12 protein-coding genes are annotated in these 22181 nt (G+C 67.5%); 4 read left to right on the top strand and 8 right to left on the bottom strand.

What is annotated here, in order from left to right:
• From N5D20_RS20640 to N5D20_RS20615, 6 genes are all read right to left on the bottom strand, one after another.
• Positions 1 to 292 (bottom strand): hypothetical protein (locus N5D20_RS20640; RefSeq protein ID WP_279947587.1); only part of this gene is annotated, 292 nt, incomplete at its 3' end.
• Positions 293 to 389: 97 nt separating this feature from the next.
• On the bottom strand, positions 390 to 2135 hold the full coding sequence (locus tag N5D20_RS20635; protein ID WP_279915059.1) for a putative porin: 1746 nt from the start codon (positions 2133 to 2135) through the stop codon (positions 390 to 392).
• A gap of 42 nt (positions 2136 to 2177) precedes the next feature.
• Entirely contained in the window at positions 2178 to 2843 is a 666-nt protein-coding gene (locus N5D20_RS20630) for a cell envelope integrity protein TolA (protein ID WP_164191084.1), read from the bottom strand.
• Positions 2844 to 2882: 39 nt separating this feature from the next.
• Positions 2883 to 3296 (bottom strand): biopolymer transporter ExbD, encoded by a 414-nt coding sequence (locus N5D20_RS20625; RefSeq protein ID WP_005409874.1) that lies wholly within the window; start codon positions 3294 to 3296, stop codon positions 2883 to 2885.
• Between the two features lie 10 nt (positions 3297 to 3306).
• On the bottom strand, positions 3307 to 5091 hold the full coding sequence (locus tag N5D20_RS20620; protein WP_109814251.1) for a MotA/TolQ/ExbB proton channel family protein: 1785 nt from the start codon (positions 5089 to 5091) through the stop codon (positions 3307 to 3309).
• A 38-nt stretch (positions 5092 to 5129) separates the two neighbouring features.
• Positions 5130 to 6746 carry a ShlB/FhaC/HecB family hemolysin secretion/activation protein gene (locus N5D20_RS20615; protein ID WP_279915061.1) on the bottom strand — a complete coding sequence of 539 codons (1617 nt, stop codon included), beginning with the start codon at positions 6744 to 6746 and terminating at the stop codon, positions 5130 to 5132.
• Between the two features lie 201 nt (positions 6747 to 6947).
• On the opposite strand from N5D20_RS20615, the gene N5D20_RS20610 reads away from it, so the two are divergent.
• Positions 6948 to 7283 carry a hypothetical protein gene (locus N5D20_RS20610; RefSeq protein WP_279915075.1) on the top strand — a complete coding sequence of 112 codons (336 nt, stop codon included), beginning with the start codon at positions 6948 to 6950 and terminating at the stop codon, positions 7281 to 7283.
• Between the two features lie 100 nt (positions 7284 to 7383).
• Here the strand turns inward: N5D20_RS20610 and N5D20_RS20605 are convergent, their stop codons facing one another.
• Positions 7384 to 7833 carry a general secretion pathway protein gene (locus N5D20_RS20605; RefSeq protein ID WP_043396221.1) on the bottom strand — a complete coding sequence of 150 codons (450 nt, stop codon included), beginning with the start codon at positions 7831 to 7833 and terminating at the stop codon, positions 7384 to 7386.
• Between the two features lie 115 nt (positions 7834 to 7948).
• Between N5D20_RS20605 and gspH the strand changes: the two genes are divergently transcribed.
• Genes gspH through N5D20_RS20590 form a run of 3 tightly spaced genes read left to right on the top strand, consistent with a single transcriptional unit; the run spans position 7949 to position 9365 of the window.
• Positions 7949 to 8395, top strand: coding sequence for a type II secretion system minor pseudopilin GspH (gene gspH, locus N5D20_RS20600; RefSeq protein WP_010485346.1), 447 nt, complete (start codon positions 7949 to 7951; stop codon positions 8393 to 8395).
• The gene (gspI, locus tag N5D20_RS20595; RefSeq protein WP_049480967.1) at positions 8392 to 8754 is read left to right on the top strand and encodes a type II secretion system minor pseudopilin GspI; all 363 of its coding nucleotides are present in this window, start codon (positions 8392 to 8394) and stop codon (positions 8752 to 8754) included. Before gspH ends, gspI begins: the two co-directional genes overlap by 4 nt.
• Positions 8751 to 9365 carry a prepilin-type N-terminal cleavage/methylation domain-containing protein gene (locus N5D20_RS20590; RefSeq protein ID WP_279915062.1) on the top strand — a complete coding sequence of 205 codons (615 nt, stop codon included), beginning with the start codon at positions 8751 to 8753 and terminating at the stop codon, positions 9363 to 9365. The genes gspI and N5D20_RS20590 overlap by 4 nt, the downstream gene beginning before the upstream one ends.
• Positions 9366 to 9709: 344 nt before the next feature.
• Here N5D20_RS20590 and N5D20_RS20585 read toward each other — a convergent pair whose 3' ends face one another.
• Positions 9710 to 22102: a filamentous haemagglutinin family protein gene (locus N5D20_RS20585; RefSeq protein ID WP_279915063.1), complete on the bottom strand. Its 12393-nt coding sequence runs from the start codon at positions 22100 to 22102 to the stop codon at positions 9710 to 9712.
• Between the last annotated feature and the right edge of the window lie 79 nt (positions 22103 to 22181).

The raw sequence follows: 22181 nt of genomic DNA, 5'->3' as shown, positions 1-22181 counted from the left end.
CGTTGAATTCTTGCTCCACCTGCTGGATGTCTTCGGCCTGGAACCCGGCCGCATCCAGCAGCTGGTCGGCGGCGGCCGCCGCCAGCGGATCATCGTCACGCTGGCGCCAGCAGCGCGCCGGCAGGAAATAGCCCACTTCGCTGCGCCCACGCATGATCACCACCGGTCGTCCCGCATACAGCAGGAACTCCGCCAGGTGCTGGCGCAACCCCTCCACCGAGACGTAGGCCGGCCCGATGCCCAGCGACTGGCTGGACGGTTCGGGACTCTCGAACAGCTTGCGACGGCTCATCCACTTCTCCTTTTGAACAACGCGTGGTCTCCTTTCCTTAGACGGGCGCATCGCTGCGCCCCCGCCACGCACTACGTGATCCGCATCACGCCGCTACTCAGAAGCCGGTATTGAACTCCAGCTGGAACACGTCGATCGACAGCGGCGCACCGGACACTTCCTTGGCCGCCATCCACTTGCCGCTGATCCAGCTGCGCGCATCCAGCGCATAGGCACCGCCCACGTAGTAGCCACGGGCATTGGTGCCGCCCAGGTGGAAATTCGGATCGTTGTAGGCGTCGGGCAGCGCATCGGCCTCGATGTGCTTGTAGCCCAGCAGCGCCTGCCACTGGCCCTTCTCCTTCAGCTCGGTCGCACCGAAGGTGGCCTGCACCATCCACGCCGTGTCACCGCTGCGGAAGGTATCGATGCTGGCGGCGCCACCGGCACCGTAGTTGTTGACGATGCCGTTGTTGGCGCGGCTGAACATGGCCTGCTTGTCGTAGGCCAGGTTGCGGATGTAGTCGCCATCCAGGCGCAGGCCGATGCCCTGGGCCAGCTGCGTATCCCAGCGCAGGTTGAGCGTGGCCAGGCGGAATGCCGAGGCCAGGCCGACATACTGCGGGGTCGGCGTGTTGGCCGGGTCCAGCGGATTGCGCGCGATGTCGCGGATCAGCATCAGGGTATTGCCCTTCTGCATGAACGCTGGGCGCGACCAGTCGGTATCGCAGCCCGCCGCGCCCGCATATAGCGCGCACGGCGAGGACAGGCGGCCGCTGATGTTCTTGAAATCGTAGTAGCCCAGTGCGGCACGCAGCGCATTGTCGTCGTTGAAGCGCCAGTTCATGCCGACCTGTGCACCGGACAGCCACTTGTTCTCGTTCGGGGTCTTGACCCGGCTCTGGCTGGGCGCGCTGTCGGAGGTGTACTCCAGCGGTACCACGGCCAGGTTGGCGAACAGGCCGAGGTCACCACCGTCAAAGTCATGCTGCAGGTTGGCGGCCAGGCCGTCGAAGTTCAGGTCGTTGGAGAACAGCGTGTCGCTGGTCCAGAACGGATTGCCGAAGCGGCCGCCGCGCACCGTCACCCAGTCGGCCGGGCTGTAGGCCAGCCAGGCCTGGTCCAGCCACACATCCTTCTTGCTCAGGCCACCGCCCAGCTGCTCGGTGGTCGACACCGGGCCATTGCTGCTGCCGCTGGCCAGGCGCACACCGGCCGTGGTGTGCTGGCCGATGGTCGCCTCGATGCCCAGGCGGGCGCGGATGCGCCACAGGTTGCGGCGGTCCTGGCGGGTGTTCAGCAGCGGCGGCAGCTGCAGGTTGGTGTTGGTGTTGGTGTCGAAGCCGTTGCCGGAATTGATCGACGACCAGTTGCTCACGATGTCGCTGTTGCGTTCGGAGAAGAAGCGCGACTCGCTGCGCACGCGCATGTCACCGGTGACCTTGATGCGCTTGGTCCACTCAGCCACTTCGTTCGGTGCCGCCCAGCCCTCGGACCTGGCCTGCGCCATCACATCCTGGCGCACTTCGTCACGGATGCCGTCGCGCACGCTCTGCGGCACGTAGGGCACGCGCACGTCGCCGGCCTCCAGGGCCACGCCACCGCTGGCGGCCGAAGGTGCGGTGGTTGTAGTGCGCGATGCGGCCGCTGCTTCAGCCTCGGCCTGCACCAGCAATGCCTGGCCGTCTTCTGGCTTCAGCGCGCCGCTGGCGATCAGGCCCTTGATCAGCTTGACCATGGTGGTTTCTGCGGCCATCGCACCGGCCGGGGCGGCCAGGCTGAGCAGCACGGCGCAGCACAGCAGCGCCCGTCGGGCCGGCCGCGAGCAGCGGGAGTCGGTTCGTGCGCGGACGTGGTCGTTCATCACGGTTCTCATCGAAAGAAGGGAAATCACGGAGGTCGGGAATCAGGCCCCGGGCCGGCGGCCCTGGATCAGCACGCGGGCGGGGAAATCGAGCGACGGCGGCGGTGCCTGGTCGACCTTGCCGATGCGTCGCAGTGCATCGAGCACGGCCGCGTCGGCCTCCTCGTTGCCACTGCCACGCACCAGCTCGACCTTTTCCAGACGGCCATCGTTGGACAGCCACACATTCACCTGCAGCTGGAACGCCAGGCGCTTGACCTTGTCGTCGCGCGAGATCGCCTGCTGCATCAGGTAGCCGAGATAGCGCCCATAGGTGGCATTGCCGGCGCCGCCACGGCCGACGCCGGACGAACCGCCGCCACTGCCGGACTGGATGCCGAAGTTGTCACCACCGGCCTGCGCATCGGCATTCATCGTCACCGGGTCTGCATTGTCCGGCGTCGGTGTGGGCTCTTCAGCGGGCGTCGGCTGATCCAGCGGCTCCGGTTCGGGCATCGTTTCTTCCGGCGGCGTCTCCGGCTCCGGTGGCTTTTCCGGCGGCGGTGGCGGCGGCGGAGGGGGTGGCGGCAATGCCAGCATCGGCGGCTGCACCACCGGCCTGCGGGTGCTGGCGGTGTCCTTGAACAGCATCCACCACACGGCGATGCCGAGCACCAGCAAAGCGGCAAGCACCAGCGCGACGGTCACCAGCAACTGGCGACCGCGCATGCCGGGCTCCGGCCGAGGGGGTTGATGGGCCGTCATGCCTCAGCCCTGCGCCTTGCCGGTGACCAGGCCAACCTGGGCCAGCTCCAGCCGCCGCAGCAGGTCCAGCACCTCGACCACACGGGCGTACTGCACCTGCGCATCACCGCGCACGATCACCGGAAAATCCGGCGTGGTCGCGCGCTCGGTGCGCAGGCGGTCTTCCAGCTCGGCCATCGTCACCGGATAGGCATCCAGGAACACCTGACCACTGGGGTCGATGGTGATCGCCTTGGTCTTCGGCTTCTCCAGCGCCACGCTGTTGCTGGCCTTCGGCAGGTTGACCTCGATGCCGGGGATGGAGGCGTTGCTGGTCAGGATGAAGATCACCAGCACCACCAGCAGCACGTCGACGAAGGGCGTTACGTTGATGCCCTTCTCGCGCTTCTTGATGCCGAACTTCGCCTTCTGGCCCATGGCGCGCCCCTCAGCCCTGGACCGCGGCCGGGCCGCGCCCGTCCTGCTCTTCGGCCAGGCGCGCGGCGAACTCGTCGATGAACACCGCCATGTCGGCGCCGATCGCCTCGGCACGTGCACCCAGGTAGTTGTAGCCGAACAGCGCCGGAATCGCGACGCCGAGGCCGGCTGCGGTACACAGCAGCGCCGCGGCCATGCCCGGTGCCACCGAATTGATGTCCACCGCGCCGGCCATCGCCGCCACCACGAACACCAGCATGATGCCGATCACGGTACCGAACAGGCCCACGTACGGCGCGCCTTCGATGGTGGTCGAAAGCCAGTTCATGCGCCGTGCCATCGCTTCCTGCTCGCGCACCATCACCGCATCCATCGAGGCGCGGATCGCGGCGATGGTGGCGCCACTGAGGTAACCGCTGTTGCCATCGCGCTGGTGGCGCTGCTGCATTTCATCGATGGCCACCTGGTAGATCCGCCACAGCGAACCGTCGTGCATCGCGGCCGGCGCCTTGCCCTGGCGGTCCATGTCGGACAGGGTGCGCAGCGGCACGCCGGACAGCTTGCCGAAGCTCTCGGTGAACACCGCATTGGCCTTGCTGGTACGGCCGAAGTGGCGCCCCTTGGCGATCATGATCGCCCACGACAGCAGCATCATCAGGCCGAGGATCGCCACCACCACCCAGGCGTCGAACGGCATTGCCTTGAGGATGAAGGCGAAGTGGCTCTGACCGGCGGACTGCTCGTCGGCACCGTAGCTGATCAGGCGCGAGTCGGCGCCCTGTGCGGTGGCATCGGCCAGCAGCAGTGCCGCCGGTCGTGCCACGCGAGAGATACGCAGCTCATCCAGTGCGCCCTCGAAATTGGCCAGCGGCTGCGCCGCGCCAGGAGCATCGGCGCCCACCACCGGGGCGGTGCCCAGCGCCGGCAATTCGCCGCTCAGCTGTGCGACCACGCGGCCATTGAGGTACAGCTGCAGAGCGCCCTTCTCCGCAGTCAGCGCCACATGCGCCCACTGCCCTTCCGGAATCGGCTGTGCCGGCGTGCTGCGATGGCCATTGAGCTGCACGAACGGCACCCGGTTCTCGATGCCCAGCACCAGTTCGGAAGCACCGTCACGACGGGCGTAGATCGCCTGTGCGGCGTTGTTGCTGCCCGGCTTGATCCAGGCCGAGACGGTGAGCGGCGCGCCCGCCTCCTGCGCAAGCGATGCGCTGGCCGGCAGCGGCAGCGGGGCTGCGCCCAACTGAACGCCGCGGCCGATCACCGAGCCTTCCGACGGCGGCGCCACGGCCCCGGCGTTGTTTCCATACGCGGTGGTGTCGCGTGCCGGCGCATTGGCCTCGGCAAAGTGGTAGACCAGCGTGTAGTCCGGGTCGAACACCTGCTGGCCATTGCCGCTGGCCGGGGCCTTCTCGTTGCCGTAGTACATCCAGATCGTCTGCGGCGCTGCGGCGCTGACCGCCGGTACGTCCACCCAGACCAGGGCCAGGCCCAGCCTGGGATCGAACTGTTCGATCTGGTGGGCCAGCACGGTGCGGCCATCACCCGAGACGAAGCGCAGGTCGTTGCCCGCGTCCTGGGTGCCGTCGAAACCGAAGTTGCCGGTATGCAGGCGCAGCAGCAGCGGCGTGCGACCCGGGTCACCGGCCAGGCCCGCGCCCTGCGGGCCGGCGTCGACGGTGATCGGCTTGCGGTATTTCCATTCGGCCTGCCACCAATTGGCATCGGCCGCAGCGACCGGCAGCGCAACCAGCGCGGCCAGCAGCAACAACACTCGGGAAAGCAAACGGTCCATGCGAAGGGTCTCCGGAGAACGCATGTTCAAGGGAAGGGTCAGTAACTGGTGCTGATGTTGAAATGCAGGCGCGGGTCGTCCTTGCGCGTGACCGGGCCATCGGCATAAGGCCAGGCGTAGTCCAGGCGCAGTTGCAGGTGTTCGCCGAGGCGCATCTGCGCGCCCAGGCCGACCGAGGCCAGGTTGTACTTGTCACGCTGTTCGGGCAGCGGCTGGCGCAGGCGCAGGTAGGCCGCATCTGCAAAGCTGTAGACGCGCAGATCAGTGCCGCTCCACAGCGACCACGCCGGGGTGCGCCATTCCAGGCTGGCCAGGCCGCCGTAGTCGCCGATCGCCTCGGCCGACAGATAGCCGCGCACGGTGTACATGCCACCGGCGGCAAACTGCTCGGCCGACACCAGTGGCGCGTCGGTCACCTGCAGTGAGCCACGTGCGTACCACTGCCAGTCGTTGCCGAAGGTGTGGGTGTTGGCCACGTCGGCCTTGAAGGCCACGAAGCTCGGGTCGGCCCAATAGCGCTTCTGGCCGAAGGCGGTGGCGTCGCTGCCGTAGCCGAACAGGCGGCGGGTGCCGGCCACCAGCTGTGTGTTGATGCTCAGCTGATCCTGCTCGCCCTGGCGCACGCCCACGAAGGCCAGCGTGATAGGCGCGTACTTCAGCGGCGTCTTCAGGCTGTCCTTGCCCATCTGGGTATCTTCCTCGGTGTCCTTGAAATCCACACCAAGGCTGAGCTGGCGCCACCACTGACTGCTGCCGGCCAGTCGATAGTTGAGCTTGAGGCCGATCGAGTGACCGTTGCCGATCACGTTGGTACCGGTGCCGGTACCCACCTGCCCACCCGCGTTCAGCACGCGGCTGTCGGATTTGTAGCCGGACGCTTCCAGGCTCCACGGCGTGCCTTCGAACGGCATCGTGTACGAGGCCGAGAACACCTTGGCCTGTTTGGTGTCTTCCGGTGCCAGATACACGCCGATGTTGGCGCTGTGCCCGCGCTTCCACAGGTTGTCGTAGGCCAGCGATGCACTCAGGCGCAGCTTCTCGGTGTCGGCGCTGTGGTCGTTGTTGAGTGACGCGCTGGCACGCCACGGCGACTTTTCTTCGACCTGCAGGTCCACATCCATCGTGCCCGGCACCTGGCCTTCGCGCACCAGCGGCATCACCTGGCGACGCCCGCCCTCATTCAGCGCGGTCAGTTCCTTCTGGGCCTGGTCGAAGTCCGGCACCTTGCCTTCCGCCAGCGCTGGTACGCGTTCGCAGATGCGCTCGGGCGATTCGTGCTTCGTTCCCACGACCCGCAGCTGGCCGATCGGTGTCTGCTGTACCTTCAGCAGCACCACGCCACCACTGACCTGCTGCTCGGGAAGCTCCACATAGACCGACTGGTAGCCCGCCTGCTGGTACAGCGCATTGACTGCATCGCGTGCCTTCTCGACATCGGCCAGGGTCTTTCCCGGGCCGAGGAAGGGCTCGACCGCGCGCTCGATCTGGCGCGGATCGAGCACGGTATTGCCACGTACGATGTATTCATTGATGTTCACGCTGGGCGCAGGCGCTGCCTCCTGCGCGAACAACGGCAGCGGCATCGCGGCCAGGGCCAGCACCAAGGGATGCAGGCGCAAGGGAAGGCGGACGGCTCGGCACGGAACAGGAGTCATCGAAGGCATCGCGTCGTATCGAAGGTAATGGCCATGGAGCGGCGCGTGGGTCTACCAACAGGACGTGCACGTCGCGTCAAAACCGCCAACAGTTTTATGACAGCACTGTCATCTTTTGACGGCAGCGCAATGCACGCAGGCGGACCCTGCCTTCTCCACACGTCTTCATTGCAGAACGTCGATTGCTGCGGGAGATTCGAGATGCGTGAATCATTGATGGCGGAACTGCGCGCTGCCCTCACCCTTGCGTTGCTGCTGGCGTTGGCCCCGCTTCGCGCCGGAGAGGCGAAGAAGCAGGACGATGCCGCGCCTTGCATCGAAGTACAGGTCAACGGCGAGCGCATCCCCGCCTGGGAGTGTCTGCAACGCAAACTGGCCCCGGCGCCGAAATCGGCGAAGTCACCGGCTCTACCTGAAGCCGAACGCCTGATGCGGCAGCCCGGCAACCAACTGATGCAGTACAACCTGGAAGGCACACGACAGCGCATGGGCGATGCCTTTGGTCGTTCGGTGGTACCGCAGCGCCCGGCGCGCTGAGCCTGCACAGTCGCGGTGCAAAGCCCCAGCCCGGCAGGATTCTGTAGCGTCGAGCCATGCTCGACTGTTCTTCCAGGCGCAGCCGAGCGTAGGCTCGGCTCTACAGTGCGGCCGGCACGATGCCATCGATCGGCACCGGCGGCAGCTCAGGCACCGGCAAGCTGCGCGATTGCCCGGCCTGGTTCAGTTCCACCGCGCTGGCACTGATGCTGGCCAGCACCGTGCAAGGTCCGAGCCGTTGGCCGGGCGCATACGCTTCCGCCGGGCGTCCATCCACCGAGAGCAGGGCCAATGGCGCATGGTCACCGGCCATCACGCCCAGCACCACCACCTCGGTCTGCACTGCACCGGGGGACAGCAGCCGCACCAGCGGCAGGCTGGCCACTGCATCGAACATCGGCCGTACCGGCGCCACGGCCTTCGCCTCGCTGGCCGCGGCCGCTGGCGCCACGGCAGACAGGGTGACACCCCAATAGGCCACCACGGCCAGCAGCAGCGTCGCCGCCAGCAGGGTCAGTATGCGATTGCGATCCCAGCGCCTGCCATCCATGTTCCGCACCACCGCCACGTTCGTGTCCGCCCACGCTAGCAGCTGTGGCTGACGCTTTTGTTTCATCATGCCGGCCTACGCTGGCAGGTATCGACCCGGACAGGAGGCAACGTCGATGCAGCGCGTGCCGCGTGGTTTCACCCTGCTGGAACTGATGGTGGTGCTGGTGATCATCGGCATCTGCACGGCCGGAATCGGGCTGGGCCTGGGCAGCCTGCTCGACCCGGGCCGGCAGCTGCGGCAGGAAGCCGAGCGGTTGGCGCAGCGCCTGCAGGTGGCGCGCGATGAGGCGCGCATCGATGGCCGCCCCCTGCGTTGGCAGGCCGACGCCAACGGCTATCGTTTCAGCCGCCGCGAAGGCAGCGGTTGGGTGACCGTTGAACACGATGATCTGCTGCGTCCGCAGAAGTGGCAGGCAACGGGCATTGCGGTGCAGCCCGCCAACCCCATTGAGCTGAGCCCAGAGTGGATCGGTATCGCCTGGGAGCTTGGATTGTCGCTGGAGGGTCGCAAACTGCGTCTTCGTGATGATGGCAGCGGACAGTTGCAGGTCGTGCAATGAAGCAGGCGGCGCGCGGATTCACCCTGATCGAAGTGCTGATCGCATTGGCGATCGTATCGATTGCACTGGCGGCGGTGATGCGCTCGGTGGCAGTGGCGACTGACGATCAGTCACGGCTGCGTGACCGTCGCCTGGCACTGATGTGTGCGCAGGATCGCTGGCAGGAACTGCGCCTGAGCGGACAGGCACCGCAGGATGCCCGGCAACGCTGTGTGCAGGGGCGCAGCAGCTTCCTGGTGCTTCAGCATCTGGGCACGGGCAACGATGGCCAGCCGCAGCTGGAACTGAGTGTGGTTGCCGAGGACGCTCCTCGGCAGTCGCTGGCGCGGATGCAGTTGCCATGGACGGCGGCGCAATGAGGCGCGCCGTCCGCGGCTTCACCCTGATCGAGGTGATGATTGCGATCACCATCATGGGCGTACTGGCACTGATCTGCTGGCGGGCGCTCGACAGCGTGGCCAACAGCGACCAGCGCCTGCGCCAGGCTGATGCAGAAACCACGACGGCGCTGCGCGTGCTGCAGCAGTTCCAGCGTGATATCGAAATGCGCGCAGACGATGCGTTGATGAATGGTGCAGTGCGGCCGGCCGATCAACCGCAGCGGCTGCTGCCGCCTTCGCTGGTGAGCGAGCGGCATCCGGATGGGAGCTTCGCGCTGGAGATCACCCGCAGTGTCGGCAGCGATGGGCTGCGCTGGCAGCGGGTGCGCTGGTGGCGGCAGGGAAGTACGCTTTGGCGGGCCAGCGGCGCAGCGACGGATCGGTATCCCCTGCCTGCGCCGGATCTGTCGAAGGGCATTGCCGTGGCGCGCGAGTTACAGCGGTTCGAGGTGCGGGCATGGCAGCCCGGTGCCGGCTGGGCGCCGTTGCCGAGCGAAGGCGAAGTGCTGCCGGCCACCGGGCTGGAACTGCGGCTGGGCCTGCGCGATGGGCGTGGGCCGTTGAGTTACCGGCGCGTGCTGGAGCTGTAGGATTCTTCCCAGGCAAAGCATCCACGCACGGCGTGGATCTACGGTGGGTGCCGACCGTGCCTTGGTGGGTGCCGACCGTTGGTCGGCATTGTTGTTGGCTCCGGAATCCGCGCATTGCATGGATCCCCCCGCCTGCCGCCGGGCACTCTCCTGCACCCGGCGGCGTTGTGTCGGTGGTCCTCACCGCTGATGGCCGCTCCCTGCCCTCCGTGCCGTCCTGGCTGGGGCCGCCACCGCTCCGTGGCGGCTGGCCCGATGCTGTCCGTTCTTCCGGCCCGATCGCATCCACGCAAGGCGTGGATCTACCTTGGTGCCGACCGTTGGTCGGCACGCTTGCAAGAGGCCTACCGGCGCTGCGTGCCCTCGTCGCGACTTGCCTGCGGGAACTGGAAGGCACTGTTGGCGTCATAGCCAGCGTTGGCAGTATTGCCACGCGCCGGCGGGTTGATGCTGCTGGTGCCGCTGCCGAAGCCGAGGATCTGCACACTGATCACCGATGGCTGGTTGCGCCGCGCATCATCCTGGCTCTTGCGCATCACATCCTGTGCCGCTTGGCTGGCGCTGTTGGCTGCTGCACTGGCCGAGGCCAGCGCGTTGACGTTCACCGTGGCCAGCACGGGCAGGCCCTTGCTTTCACCCTGTACCTGGATGTTGGCGGCGTTGAGCACCTGCAGCGCGGCCAGGTTGATGTTGCCCGAGACGCGGATGCCAGCCTCGCCCGCATCGATGGTGCCCAGCGGCGCGATCAGGTCGACGTCGCCCGGCAGCACTTCGGCAATGGGGTTTAACGTTGCGATGCCTGCACCACTGGCCGGGGCCTGCGGCGACAGCATCACGTTGCCCCAGCCGTCATAGACGCGACGCGGTGGCGTGTACAACAACGTGGTCTGCGAACCACGACCGGCATTGATGTCACCCTGCTCCGACCAGGCCAGGATGTCTCCGCCGAACGTTGTCATCACCCGAGACAGCCCCAGCAGAACGCTGTCCTGGCTGAACAGACGGATGTCACCCTGCCCCTGCGTCACCAGCCCGGCACTGGCCGGCGGCACCACACCCTGCACACCCACCACGATCTGCCCGCCCGGCGCCATCAGCTCGATGTTGCCGCCGGCTTCGGTACGCACGCCGGAGCCGCCGTACATCACGATGTCGCCGGTGCGCTGGATCGTCGCCCCCGTCGCATCCTTGTCCGGCATCAGCGTGGCGATGGCCTCGCGGCCGCGCAGGTAAGAACCGAAACGCGGGCCTTCGGCATCGGTGTACTCGCGGCCACCTTCACGCAGTTCGGCGTAGTAGACCTGGCGCAGGAAGATGCGCTGCTGTTCCTTCGGCAGCCGGTCGAATGCTGCCAGGGCCTCGGCGCCATCAACCGCCAGACCGAAGCGCTGCTGCAGCCACTCCCTCAACTCCTTGTCGTAGATCTTCACCGCCTTGCCCGGCTGCGCAGCCAACGACTGCGAGGAATCGGCGAGGTTGGCCGGATCCAGGTAGTGCGTGCGCAGTGCATCGAAATCAATGCCCTGGTTGCCGGCAGTCACTGCGATGCTGGCGCCGGGACGGGCATCGCCTTGCACGACGCCGCCCAGGCTCACGATGCTTCCGGCCTCTTCCTGGCGCAGCTGCCGGCCCGCACTCACTTCGACGTTGCCGGGGCCGGCAACCGTCAGGTTGCTGCGGATGATGTCCCGGCCCGCTTCGATCCCGCTGATATCGGTACCGCTGGTGTTGAGCGCGGTGACATCCGCGCCGATCACATCGCGACCGGCGCGCAGCTGTACCGCCGAGCCCGCTTCGTACCAGTCGAATACGGTACGCGCGCCGTTCTCGGCATTGCGCGACAGTTGCCGCCTGTCGCCGCTTCCCAGCCCGATGATATCGCCGGCCACTGCATAGAACCGGCTGGCCACGGTCGGTGTGGTTGGCAACAGCACGCCGAGCGCGGTATTGGGACCGAAGGCAAAGTACGGCAGCGTAGTGCCAGGACTGGCGCCGTTCCCGTCCGCGGGTACATTGCTGCGCACGGTTCCCGCGTTTCCGGGGCCTTGCGCGATGAAGCCGGGATTGAATGGGCCGGGGACACGGGCATCACTGCTTGAGCGCACAATCTGAGTGGCCCGGTCGGTAGCCAGGATCGATCCTCCCGCCAATACCTCCAGCCGACCCGACGCCGAGGGCGCCAGCACGATGACGTCCTGGGCATCGGGCACGCTGCCACTGCGCAGACTGGCGAGATTGATGTTCCCGGAGGCCGCGATGGCCGTGAACCGGGAGGGATACAACCAGTAGTTGAGATAGGCATCGCCATTGCTGGGGTTGATCCTGATCACCTCCCTACCCTGGTTGCTGCCGGTCGTGTGCTGCGTGCCAACCAGGCCCGGCGAAAGATTTCCGCCTGCGGAGAACAGGTCGAGCGCGGTGCGCGGCGTCCACAGCGAGAACCAGCTTGTGCCCGACGCGTGACCGCCCCCTTCCAGCAGGATATCGTTGAAATTGGCCACGGGAACCCGGCCGGGATCGGCGGCACTACCCAGTACCACATCGCCGCGCGCCTGCACCTGGGCGGTGGAATCGCCCAGCGCCAGCACCGGCCCGGCCATCGCAACGGGTGCGTCGGCCACGAACGGATTGTGCAGGCCCAACGTGCCGTAGCTGCTTTGTATCGCGCTGAGACCGCCGATGCGCGCCGCCTGCAGCAGCGTGCTGCCGCGTAGATTGGTCACGGTGCCGTTGAGATCCAGATCCTGCTGGAAACCTTCGGGCTGCTGCGCGCTTGCGCGCAGGCCGGGGTTGACCGCTCCGCCGCTTCGCAGCGTCAGGTCTCCGCCCCCCGTCAGATGCAATTCACCGTTGCTGACCCGTCCGGTCGACCCGACCGCCGCGACGATCGCGCTGGAATGGGGCGCCGTCAACAATCCCAGAGCATTGCCCATCGGCGCGATCACGCCCGAGTGGCGGCCTGCTTCCAAGGACAGATTACCGCCGCCCAGCGTACCGAAACCGGTAAAGCCGACCAGGCGAGGCGTCGCATCCAGCTCAGGGCCCACCGTGCTGTAGGTACCGAAATTGATCCACCAGCTGGTTGCGCTCTGCACTACACCAGCAGTCGTGCCCGATCCCTGGCGCCACAACCAGTTGCCCACCGCGGCGCTGGAATGCCCGGCCTGGTCGCGCTGCGGCGTGCCCGCCTCTGCGCGCGCGCTCCAGGTATCACCGGTGATATCGCGGCCCGCTTGCACGTGCAGATTGCCACCCTGGTCGGGATACCACGCCTGGTAAGTGGCGATGGCGGCATCGTAGCGGCCGGACGCCTGGACCGGGCCCAGCAGCGCGGTGTTCCTGGGCACTGGGGCCCGCCCCGGGGTGAACTGCGTGTCACGGCCATCACCCAGCGCCGTCGGCGCACCTGCGGTGTACACACCGAAACCGGACTTCATGCGCACATCCTGCGCGGCCAGCAGCGCCAGGTCACCCTTGCCGGTGCGCAGGACGCTCCAGGCCGGTGCACCCAGGCGCTTGCCATAGGTCGTGACTTCAGTCAACGTGCCGCCGCCATAGCAGTAGCCCATCGCCGCGCAGATTTCTTCCTCCGACATGCCCATCTCGGCCCCGAGCTCCGTAGCCGGGCGGCCGACCCACGATTCATCGCCCCACCATGCCAGCGAGCCTTCCTTGTCGACCAGGCGCGGGGCCGGACCGCAGTAGGGTCCGGAATCACAGACATCGCTCTCGGTCATGCCAAGCTCCCGAGCGAGATCCGCTACGGGTTTTCCGACCCACGACTCATCGCCCCATAGATCCAGCGAGCCATCCACGGTGATCACGCGGTCGCCCTTCCATTCCGTCGTCGTGGTCACCGTACCGATGGTGCTGTAGTGGCTGTCGGCCAGCACGATGCTGCCGTCACTCCCCCAGCGCCGGGTACGCGGATCGGCGGCGGTCGTATCAGCACCGGCCACCGCGGTCAGGTCCCACGAGGTGGTGCCTTCGGGCAGCATGGCCGCCAGCGCCCAGTTGCGGCCCTGGCGTCCGCTGGCATCGGCCGCCCGCAGCTTCACCGGTGCATCGCCTGGCAGCTCCACCTTGGTCATCGACGGGATGATCGCACCGGCATGCAGGTTCAGCGCGCCTGAAAGCTTCATCGCCATGGGCAGGGCGACGCCGGCCGGCCACACCTGTGCGGCCAACGGCGCCGGCGTGCGCAGGCGGAAACCGGCACCCAGTCGGGCACCGGACTGCAACGCCAGCGCCTGTGCCAGCACGGTGCCGGCCACCATCACCTGTCCGCTGTCTGTGGTCACTACCGCGCCCAGCACGGTACCGGCCGGCAGCAGCAGCGGCCCGGACAACACCATCTCCGCCGGTAGCACGGTTCCGGCCGGCAGGGTTACCGCCTCGAAGGGCAGCGCATAATTCAGCGTGGCACCGGCGCGGAACTCGGTGCCGCCCTGGAGCTGGACACCCTCGCCCGGCACGATCAGGTCACCGCCAAACGCGGTGTTCGGTGAACCCGTACTGCGTCCTTCCAGCAACACCCAGCCGTCTTCATCGGGATTGGCAGGCGGTGGCGCGAACCCATCGTTGATGCTGCCGTAGACATTGACGTCGCCCTCGGCACGCAGTACCAGCGCGGCCGACTCACCGAAGCCACGGCGCGCAGGATCGGCCCGGTTCGACTGCGGTCCGTAGCGGTAGCCGGACAGATCGATATCACCGGCCACGACCAGATCACCGCGCGGGTTGTCACTGCTGGTTCGCGCCATGATCTGCACACCGGGGCGCAGGCGATAGCTGCCCAGTGCGGAGATGCGCTGCTGCAATCCGGTATTGGCCAGCGCGGCGTTCATCCATTGGCTGTTGTCCGGATCCACCACCGTATCCAACCATTGCTGGTTGATCACCTGCGGACGATGGCCATGCACGTCCGGAGCGCTGGCCAAAGGCGCCGAATCATAGCTGCGGAAGGCGTTGACCTGCACATCGCCGGCACCGGCGATGCGGATGCCGCTGGCCACCTCGATCGCTGCATCGTTGCTGCCCACGCGGGGCACGTTGAGCTTGACGCTGCCGCGTGCGCGGCCGTCGTTCTGGCCCGGCCCGCTACCGGTGGCCACCGACGTGCCGGCGCGCAGGTCCATCGAGGCAGCCGCACCCAGCTGCAGGCTGCCGTTGGCCGAGGTCAGTTCGATCATGGCCCGGTTCGGGCTGTCGATGATCTTGCCGTAGCTGTCCACGCGCAAGGCGCTGCCATGCGCGTCCAACGTGCCATCGATACGCAGCACGTCGCGGGCGGACAGGCGGATGCTGCCGACCTGTTCGCCACTGGCATCAATGCGGCCATTGACCTGCAGGCTGCCGCCATCGACGCTGATATCAACGTTGCGGGCCTTCACCTCATCGCCGATCACCAGGTCGCCTTCGCTCAACTGGAAGGTCCGGCCACCGGTAATACCATCGGCGATAAGCCGTGTATTGAGCCCGGAGAAGTCCTGCAACTGGCGTGCGCGCACCACCACTTCGCCACCGTCATAGGGCACTTCGGTGCCACCGGCGTCGTAGCGGCCGCTGGCACCGCCAAGCAACGAACCTGCCAGATCGACACGGCCGCCCTGCGGGCCCAGCGCAGCAACGGTCAAGCGGCCGCCGCGGTTGTTGCGGGCGGAAAGATCGATCCGCGACGCCGCGTCGGCAACGATGTCACCTTCGCGGCTCGACAGCGCCACGTCACCGCCCCAGCTGTACTTGTCCACGTCGAACAGGCTGACCTTGCGCCCTGCCATGTCCAGCACTGCATTGCTGCCAAGCACCACGCCCTGGCGTGCGTTGGCCTCAAACCTGCCGGACGCCAGCGCCAGCCTGCTGTCGATCACAACGCGTTCGGCCGTGATGGACAACTCCGCACCCAACGCATCGCTGCCCGCGGTCGCCGCGGCGCCGCGCAGCTGCACCGTACCGCCATTGCGGATGGCCAGCTGCGCACCCGCGTTACCCGTAAGCAGCGGGGTGACGATATCCAGCGCGCCGCCGCTGAACTGCCAGCCGCTGCCTGCCACGTAGTCGCCCTGGCGCTGGAAGACGTCCAGGCTGCCCTTGCCCGAGAACAGCATGCGGTCCGACGCTGCCAGCGTAACGCCGGCAAAGCCGAGCACCTGGCGACCGGCCGCCACAGACGAGTTGGGGCGGGTGAACGGCGCACGCCCCAGTTCCAGCACCCGTGTATTGATCTCCAGCTGCCCTTGGCCGAGCCGGCCCACCATCGCCTCGCCGGGCGGTTGTGCCAGCTCGCCGCCGGGCAGGTCGGTGCCGGCCAATGTCCCATCCCAGACCAGCGTGTCGGCGAAGATGCGCGCGCGGTCGGTGGCGGCAGCATAGCCGTGGATGGCCGGCGCACCCAGCACCAGATTGCGCAGGCTGCTGCGACCGGTCGCGCCATCGCGCGTATCCAGGTCAACACTGCCGAACACGTTGATGGCATCACGCGCGGTCAGGCTGAGCGCCTCCAGTGCGGGAGCGCCGATGGCGGTGTTTCCGCGCAGCAACCGCTGCAGCACCTCCTGGTTCATGGTCATGCCCGTGGGCAGGCCGCCGGCCGCCGACGCCATCGCAATGGCCTCGGTGCTGCCCAGGTTGAGTGCGGACATGCCCAGGCCGAGCTGGCGCGTGCCATAGCTCAGCGAGTCACCCATGTTCAAGGCGCCGTCGGTGACCACGTTGATGCTGCCCGCCGACAGCAAGCGGGTCTGCCCACTGCAGTCCGCCTCGCAACCGCCGATGTCGATCGCTACCGGCCCGCCGGCACTTCCGCCCTGTGCACTGAGCGCCGTCAGGCGCTGGTTGGACACGGCAAGCAGGCCGCCCGCGACCAGGTAGGGCGCCGTGGGCTGCGCCACGCTCGACGGGCCCGACTGGGACAGGGTGTCGATCGAAACGCCCTGCTCGACCAGGATACCCCTGCCTCCGAACGCGGCCGACAGCAGCACTTCCTGCGCCGTCAGGTTGACGCCGTTGCGCACCACGATGTGCTGTGCGCCGCCCTCCAGCGCATAGGTGGTTGCATCGCGCCGCAGCGTGCCGCCGATCAGCATCGTTACCGGACGGAATGCATTGAGCGTGGTATCGGAGACGGTAGCGCCGCGCCCGCTGGCGGCATCGGCGCCCTCGCTGGCGATCTCCAGCGCTGCACCATTGGAGACACGCAGATTGACCGAGAGCGTGCCGCCGAGCCCGTCACTGCTGCCGGCGCCAAAGCGGGACAGGCCGAGGAAGGTTGCCGCCGGGGTACCCGACCGTCCTGCGCCTTCACCGAACACCAGGTTGAGGCTCCCGGCATCCACCGTCCGCCAGCGCAGCGCTTCGCCACGCCGCTCGGCCACGCCGTGCACGAACGCGTTGTAGGAGGTTTCGTTGTAGCCGGCGTGGCGGCGAACCGCCTCCGCTGGTGTCAGCACCAGGTCGGTGAGCAACGGCGACACCGCCCCGCCCAGGCCCTGCGCGCGGTGCCCGCTGATGCGCCAGGAGCCGGTGCCGGTCGCCACCGGCGAGACGTTGCCCATCGCGCTCTCGGCGCCGATCTCGACGCGGAATGCGCCCTTCTGCAATGCGTAGTTCGCCGGCAGCAACGTGTAGGTTCCCGCCGGGAGTCCAGGCACGCCGTCCGGAATGACGATCTCCTGGCCGACACGGGGATCGACGCTACCGTCACCGGTCGCCAGCGGTGCCTGCACGTCCGCTCGGCCCGGCACGATTGCGTAGACCGCATTGCCCGCGCGACTGAAGCCATAGCGTGGATTGGCATCCGCCAACGAATGCCGCAGGACATCGACCGAGCCACCGCGCCCGGCGACGAACGCAGCGCCGGTCAACTCACCTCCGCCGGAGACATCCACGATGCTGCCTGCGGCACCGTTGAAGGCGTTGGCGACGATGTCCACACCGATCGGGGCATCGATCGATCCAGGAACCAGCACATCGAACTCGGCGCCGTTCCGGCGCCATGTCACACCGTCCACGGTACCGCCAAACGGAAGCGCCAGGCCGGCGCCACTGATCGAGGTCACGCTGCCACCCAGCAGGTCGACGCGGCTGGCGCGATTGGTGCTTCTTTCACCGCCACCCAGTTGGACGCGGCCCCACGGCGCCTGCACGTTGCCGCCCTGCACCACCGTCGCCGCGACCAGTTCCAGGCGGCCGAATGCCGAATCCGGTGCCGGTTGCGTGGCACTGCCAACGCCGTGGATGCGCAATACAGCCTCCGGGTTCTGCCAGGCAGGCTGTCCCGACGGACCGATGTCCGCAACGCCAGCGACGATGCGCCCGCGCGCCCGGGCCGCCGGGTACAGACGGGCTGCACTGATATCGATCGAACCCGGGGACGATAACGAAGTTTCCTGGGCGCTGCTGGCTCCCGGTGCCAGCAGGCGGATGTCGCCACGGCTGTCCAGGTTGACATGGTCGAAGCCCGCCAGCCAGCTAACGTCGCGCAGGTCGATCAGGTTCGCCTTCACATCGAAACGATGTTGCTTCCCTTCGTCGAACCGCGCCTCGACCGGCCGCAGCGTGCCCTCCCCCGCCGGCTGCCACCAGCGTCCCTGCGCAAGGCGCACGTAGGGCGCGCTCAGCAACAGGCGGCTGCCCTCGCTGTTGCCTTCCGCAAACCCCAGGGCGCGCTCATTCATGCCATGGATGCGCAGGCTCTGGTCCATGCGCAGATTGACATCTCCCTGGGCGCGGAAGTCGCCGAACAGGGCCAGATGATCGAAACCACCGGCCTCGATCTGCTCCACCGACAGTGCCGCATGGCCGTACTCAAGGCGTGCAGGCAGGTCCGCCGTCTGCGCGGCGTGCTGGGTCAGCGAGATCACCCGCGGCGCCAGCACGTCCTTGCCCAATGCCGTTCTGCCGTAGGTGCCGCCCCCAAAGGCAACACCGAGGGTGCCGCCGCGCGCGCCGTCGCCGCCCGCTGCTGCGTCCAGTTCGCCCTGCAGGTACAGCGCATTGCCCGCGCGCAGCACGATGCTGCCGCCATCGCTGTCCACCCGGGTGCGCCCGCTGCCATCAATGTCCAGCAGCGCCGAAGCACCGGACGCGTCCAGCCGCGCACCGCGCTCCACCACCACGAAGGTATCGGGCGGCAGGTGGCGTACGTTGTCCTGGTCTTCCCAGTCCAGCGCCCCCCCGATCTCGATCGTTCCACCCTTGCGCACCTGTCCGCGCAATGTCCGGCGCGCGTCGGGCAGGGAAACGCTATCGCCACTCACGTCAAGCAGTGCGCCTTCAGCGATTGTCCACTGGCGCTCGCGGCGTGCATCGCCGCGTACGCCCGACGGATCGAATGCCTCATCCAGGCGGATGCGGCCGCCGGCCGCCTTCAGACCGCCAGCCACGTCCAGGTTGCCGGCGCTGAACAGTTCGATCGACTGGCCGGCATCGACCTCGATCCTTGCACCCTTGCCAACGCGCAGATCGGCCGTGGACAGCAGATGCCCTGCGCGCAGTGCCAAGCTCGCGCCGCCGCGCTGCGATACACGCCCGCTGGCCGGATCCGCCTCATACAGCGACGGCGTCCAGGCCTGAACGCCCTGCTCGCGGGCCAGTGCCTGCTGTGCGCCCTCGGCCAGGCGCAGCGCCGGTCGTTCGACCTGCAGCTGGGTACCCTCTTCAACCGTCAAGCCGTTGTGACCGGCGATGTCATAGCCGGCGAAGCCACTCCTGAACAGTGCTGGCTGCAATCGCAACGACGCCGCCGATGCATCCGTGCCAGGCGCGCCGATGGACACCACACCGCCGGTTGCCAACGTGAAGTTGCCGCTGCCATTGCCGAGCGCGCTGAAGCGTGCGTCCTCGCCGATACGGATCCGTCCGCTGCCGTCAGTGCCAACCTCGGTGCTGGCCGCGAGCAGGCTGGCACTGCCACCCTTGCCTACGCGCCCCTTGCCACTGGCATCGATCGCGCCGCCGGCATCGACCAGAATCGCGGCCCGCTCGCCCACATGGATGTCGTGGCTGCTGTTGAAGCGCACCTGTCCGCCGTCGATCCACGCCTGTGCGGGACCGCCATCCGGCGCAGCAAGCGCGTTGCCCCAACCGCCGCCAAGATCGATCCGTGCGCCGGCCGCAACATCCACCGCACCACGTCCGGACGTCAGCAATGCCGTGGGCCCGCCAAGCGCCGCAAGCAGATTTCCGGCTTCCACCTGCCCGCCGGCAATCTGCACCGTTCCACCAAAGTTGACGCGGCTTGCGGTGAGTCCAAGCCGGCCGCCCTCCTGCAACCTGAGCGTGCCGTCGAGGTCGATACGACCGGCCGATGCGAGGTCCACCTGCCCCCATCGCTGGGCGCTCAGCACCTCACTGTCCAGCCACACGGTATTGCGCTGTGCTTCCCCGACTGGCGCCTGCAGCGTCCACGGCCGGGTGTCGGCCTGGAGCGCTCCAATGCGGACATTCGAGTCGAACACCGCGCTGCGCCCGCTGTTGTCGAAACGCCCGAGCCAGAGCTGGGCGTTGCGGGCCGCCGCCGTCTGTGCCTGCGCGTAGCCCTCCTGCTCCTGATCGGGCCGGCGCGTCTGCTGTGCGCCCTGGAAGGCCACCGTATCCACCTGGCCCTGCAGAACGGCCGTGGGCGACGAGATCAACAGGCGGCCAGCATCGCGTCCCACGGTATAGCCATTGTCGAAACGCTGGGTGGGTGCCACCAGCGGATTGCGGAACGATTCGGTCACCCCCCACCGTTCCTGCTTCACTTCATAGCCCTGGTACAGACCGTCGTACAGCATCTCGGCCGGTGCATCATCAAGCCGGTACAACTGCCCGTCGCGGCCACGCAGCCAGCTCTGCTGCACCACGCCGGACTGCACATCCAGGCTGCCACCGGCCAGATTGATGCGCGAACCGGCGTGGCTGACCACTTCCTTGCCTGCCAGCTGGACGGTGCCGCCCTGCGCCGCCCATTCGCTGATCGAATGCCCCTGGTTGTCCAGGTAGCCACCCACTTCCAGCAGGCCGCCGCCGGCATACCAGCGCGTGCCTTCATAACCGCCGGTACCGGCGGCAACTTCGGTCAACTGGCGGCGGTCGATCCACACCTCGCTGCTGATCAGCTTGCCGCTGTCACGGTTGTCCGGCGAATCGCGCAACTCATTGCCCTGCACCTTCACCTTGACGTTGTTGCTTTCCATCGCCACCTGCACACCCACCGCACCGGAGACGTCCACGCGCGCGCCATCATCCAGATAGCTGCGCCGGCTGGCGTCGGCGATCACCTGGCCGCCGGTGGCCACCGCCAGCGAACCGGCCTGGAAGTTCACATCGCCGCCGGAGACGACTTCGATGCGGGATTGCTCACGGCGGTCCTGCAGGCGCGAGAGATTGTCGAAGGTGCCACTGTTGCTGGAACCGCGCAGCTTGTCCTGCTCGGCCGATTCCTTGATGAGCGCGTTGCGCTGGCTGTCCAGCGCCGTGCTCTTGCCATCGTCTTCCAGCAGTACTGCCGTGGTCGAGCCGGCGGCCAGGGTCACGCTGCCGGCCGCATCGGACGCCGAGTTCAACAGGTGCACCGTACCGCGCTGGTTCAACGTGGTGGTCGCAACCGCAACGCCGGCCTGCTCGACGGTGCGGCCGGCCAGCGTGACATCGCCTTCGCGCGCCTGGATCAGACCACTGTTGCGAACACTGCCCGCCGTGCTGTCAGCGACGAAGCGCGGGGCAATCTCATTGCCGCGGGTGGTGGACGCGGTGTTCTGGGCGGTTCCCACGCCGCGACGGATCACGAAACTGTCACCGGCGGCCAGCTGGGTCTGTCCCTTGCGGGTTTCAATCTGGCCCGCGTTTTCCACGCTGTGGCCAGCCAGCAGCACATAACCGCCGCCCCGTGTAGCCGTGGTCGGTTCGTGCGTGGTGATGCGCGCACCGCGTTCGACCATGACCTTGCCCACGGCGTCGGTCAGCGCCGAGGTGTTCGCGTCGGCACTGTACAGGCCCTGCTCGCGGAACTGCGCATCGCTGATGCGTGCGGCCGCTGCCACCAGATTGCGGACATTGACCTGGCTGTTGTTGCCGAACACCACACCGTTGCGGTTGGCCACGAACACCGTGCCATTGGCCTTCAGCTGGCCAAGGATCTGGCTGGGCCTTGCGGCGGGATCATTGACCCGGTTCAACACGGCCCAGTCGGGGTTCTGCAGGAAATTCAGTGTGGTGTTGCCACCAATGTTGAAGGTTTCCCAGTTCAGGATCGCCTGGTCGGCGGTCTGCTCGATGTTGACCAGCACCCGCCCGTCGGCCGCCTGCGACTGGATCGCGTCGCGCGCATTGATCCAGCCACGCGTCAACGGATTCTCGTCAACCTTCAGGCCATCGTTGCCCAGGCCATCGGCCACTACGAATCCCGCCTCGCGGCGCGCCTGCCGTGCCTGTTCCTGCAGGCGCTGCTGCAGGGCGATGGCCTGCGCGGCCGTACCAAGGTTGTCGATCGACTGCTGCAGCTTCTGCCGTGCCGCATCCTGCTGCTGCGCGGGTAGCTGGAACTGGATCGGCACACCATTGGGCATGCGCCCGCTCTGTGCGGCCGCGCCCTGCGCCGCACCGCGCTCGGCGAACCAGCCGGGGCTGAACGCCTGTTGGGCCTGAGTGGCCGGAGCCACCACGCTGCCCAGGGCCACTGCGACGGCCCAGGCCATCGGGTGGCTGCGCCACAGGGCAGCAGGGAAACGGGCGGTGGGCGAATGCGGGTGCGACATCGGGGACCTCGTCAACCTGATGGGCCGCGCTGGCGGCGGCGTGTACGGATGGGCCTGCGCCAGGCACGCCCTGCACCTC

It is taken from the genome of Stenotrophomonas sp. GD03877, from assembly GCF_029840555.1.
Lineage (GTDB): Bacteria > Pseudomonadota > Gammaproteobacteria > Xanthomonadales > Xanthomonadaceae > Stenotrophomonas > Stenotrophomonas geniculata.
The sequence above is the reverse complement of the archived record's forward strand: the minus strand, read 5'-3'. Positions and strand labels throughout refer to the sequence as shown.

What these genes read in the sequence shown, in the direction of transcription:
- gspI (WP_049480967.1), top strand. Translation starts at nt 8,392, where the DNA reads ATGAAGCAGGCGGCGCGCGGATTCACCCTGATCGAAGTGCTGATCGCA.
- N5D20_RS20620 (WP_109814251.1), bottom strand. Translation starts at nt 5,091, where the DNA reads ATGGACCGTTTGCTTTCCCGAGTGTTGTTGCTGCTGGCCGCGCTGGTT.
- N5D20_RS20590 (WP_279915062.1), top strand. Translation starts at nt 8,751, where the DNA reads ATGAGGCGCGCCGTCCGCGGCTTCACCCTGATCGAGGTGATGATTGCG.
- N5D20_RS20625 (WP_005409874.1), bottom strand. Translation starts at nt 3,296, where the DNA reads ATGGGCCAGAAGGCGAAGTTCGGCATCAAGAAGCGCGAGAAGGGCATC.
- N5D20_RS20585 (WP_279915063.1), bottom strand. Translation starts at nt 22,102, where the DNA reads ATGTCGCACCCGCATTCGCCCACCGCCCGTTTCCCTGCTGCCCTGTGG.
- N5D20_RS20630 (WP_164191084.1), bottom strand. Translation starts at nt 2,843, where the DNA reads ATGCGCGGTCGCCAGTTGCTGGTGACCGTCGCGCTGGTGCTTGCCGCT.
- N5D20_RS20610 (WP_279915075.1), top strand. Translation starts at nt 6,948, where the DNA reads ATGCGTGAATCATTGATGGCGGAACTGCGCGCTGCCCTCACCCTTGCG.
- N5D20_RS20615 (WP_279915061.1), bottom strand. Translation starts at nt 6,746, where the DNA reads ATGACTCCTGTTCCGTGCCGAGCCGTCCGCCTTCCCTTGCGCCTGCAT.
- N5D20_RS20635 (WP_279915059.1), bottom strand. Translation starts at nt 2,135, where the DNA reads ATGAACGACCACGTCCGCGCACGAACCGACTCCCGCTGCTCGCGGCCG.
- gspH (WP_010485346.1), top strand. Translation starts at nt 7,949, where the DNA reads ATGCAGCGCGTGCCGCGTGGTTTCACCCTGCTGGAACTGATGGTGGTG.
- N5D20_RS20605 (WP_043396221.1), bottom strand. Translation starts at nt 7,833, where the DNA reads ATGGATGGCAGGCGCTGGGATCGCAATCGCATACTGACCCTGCTGGCG.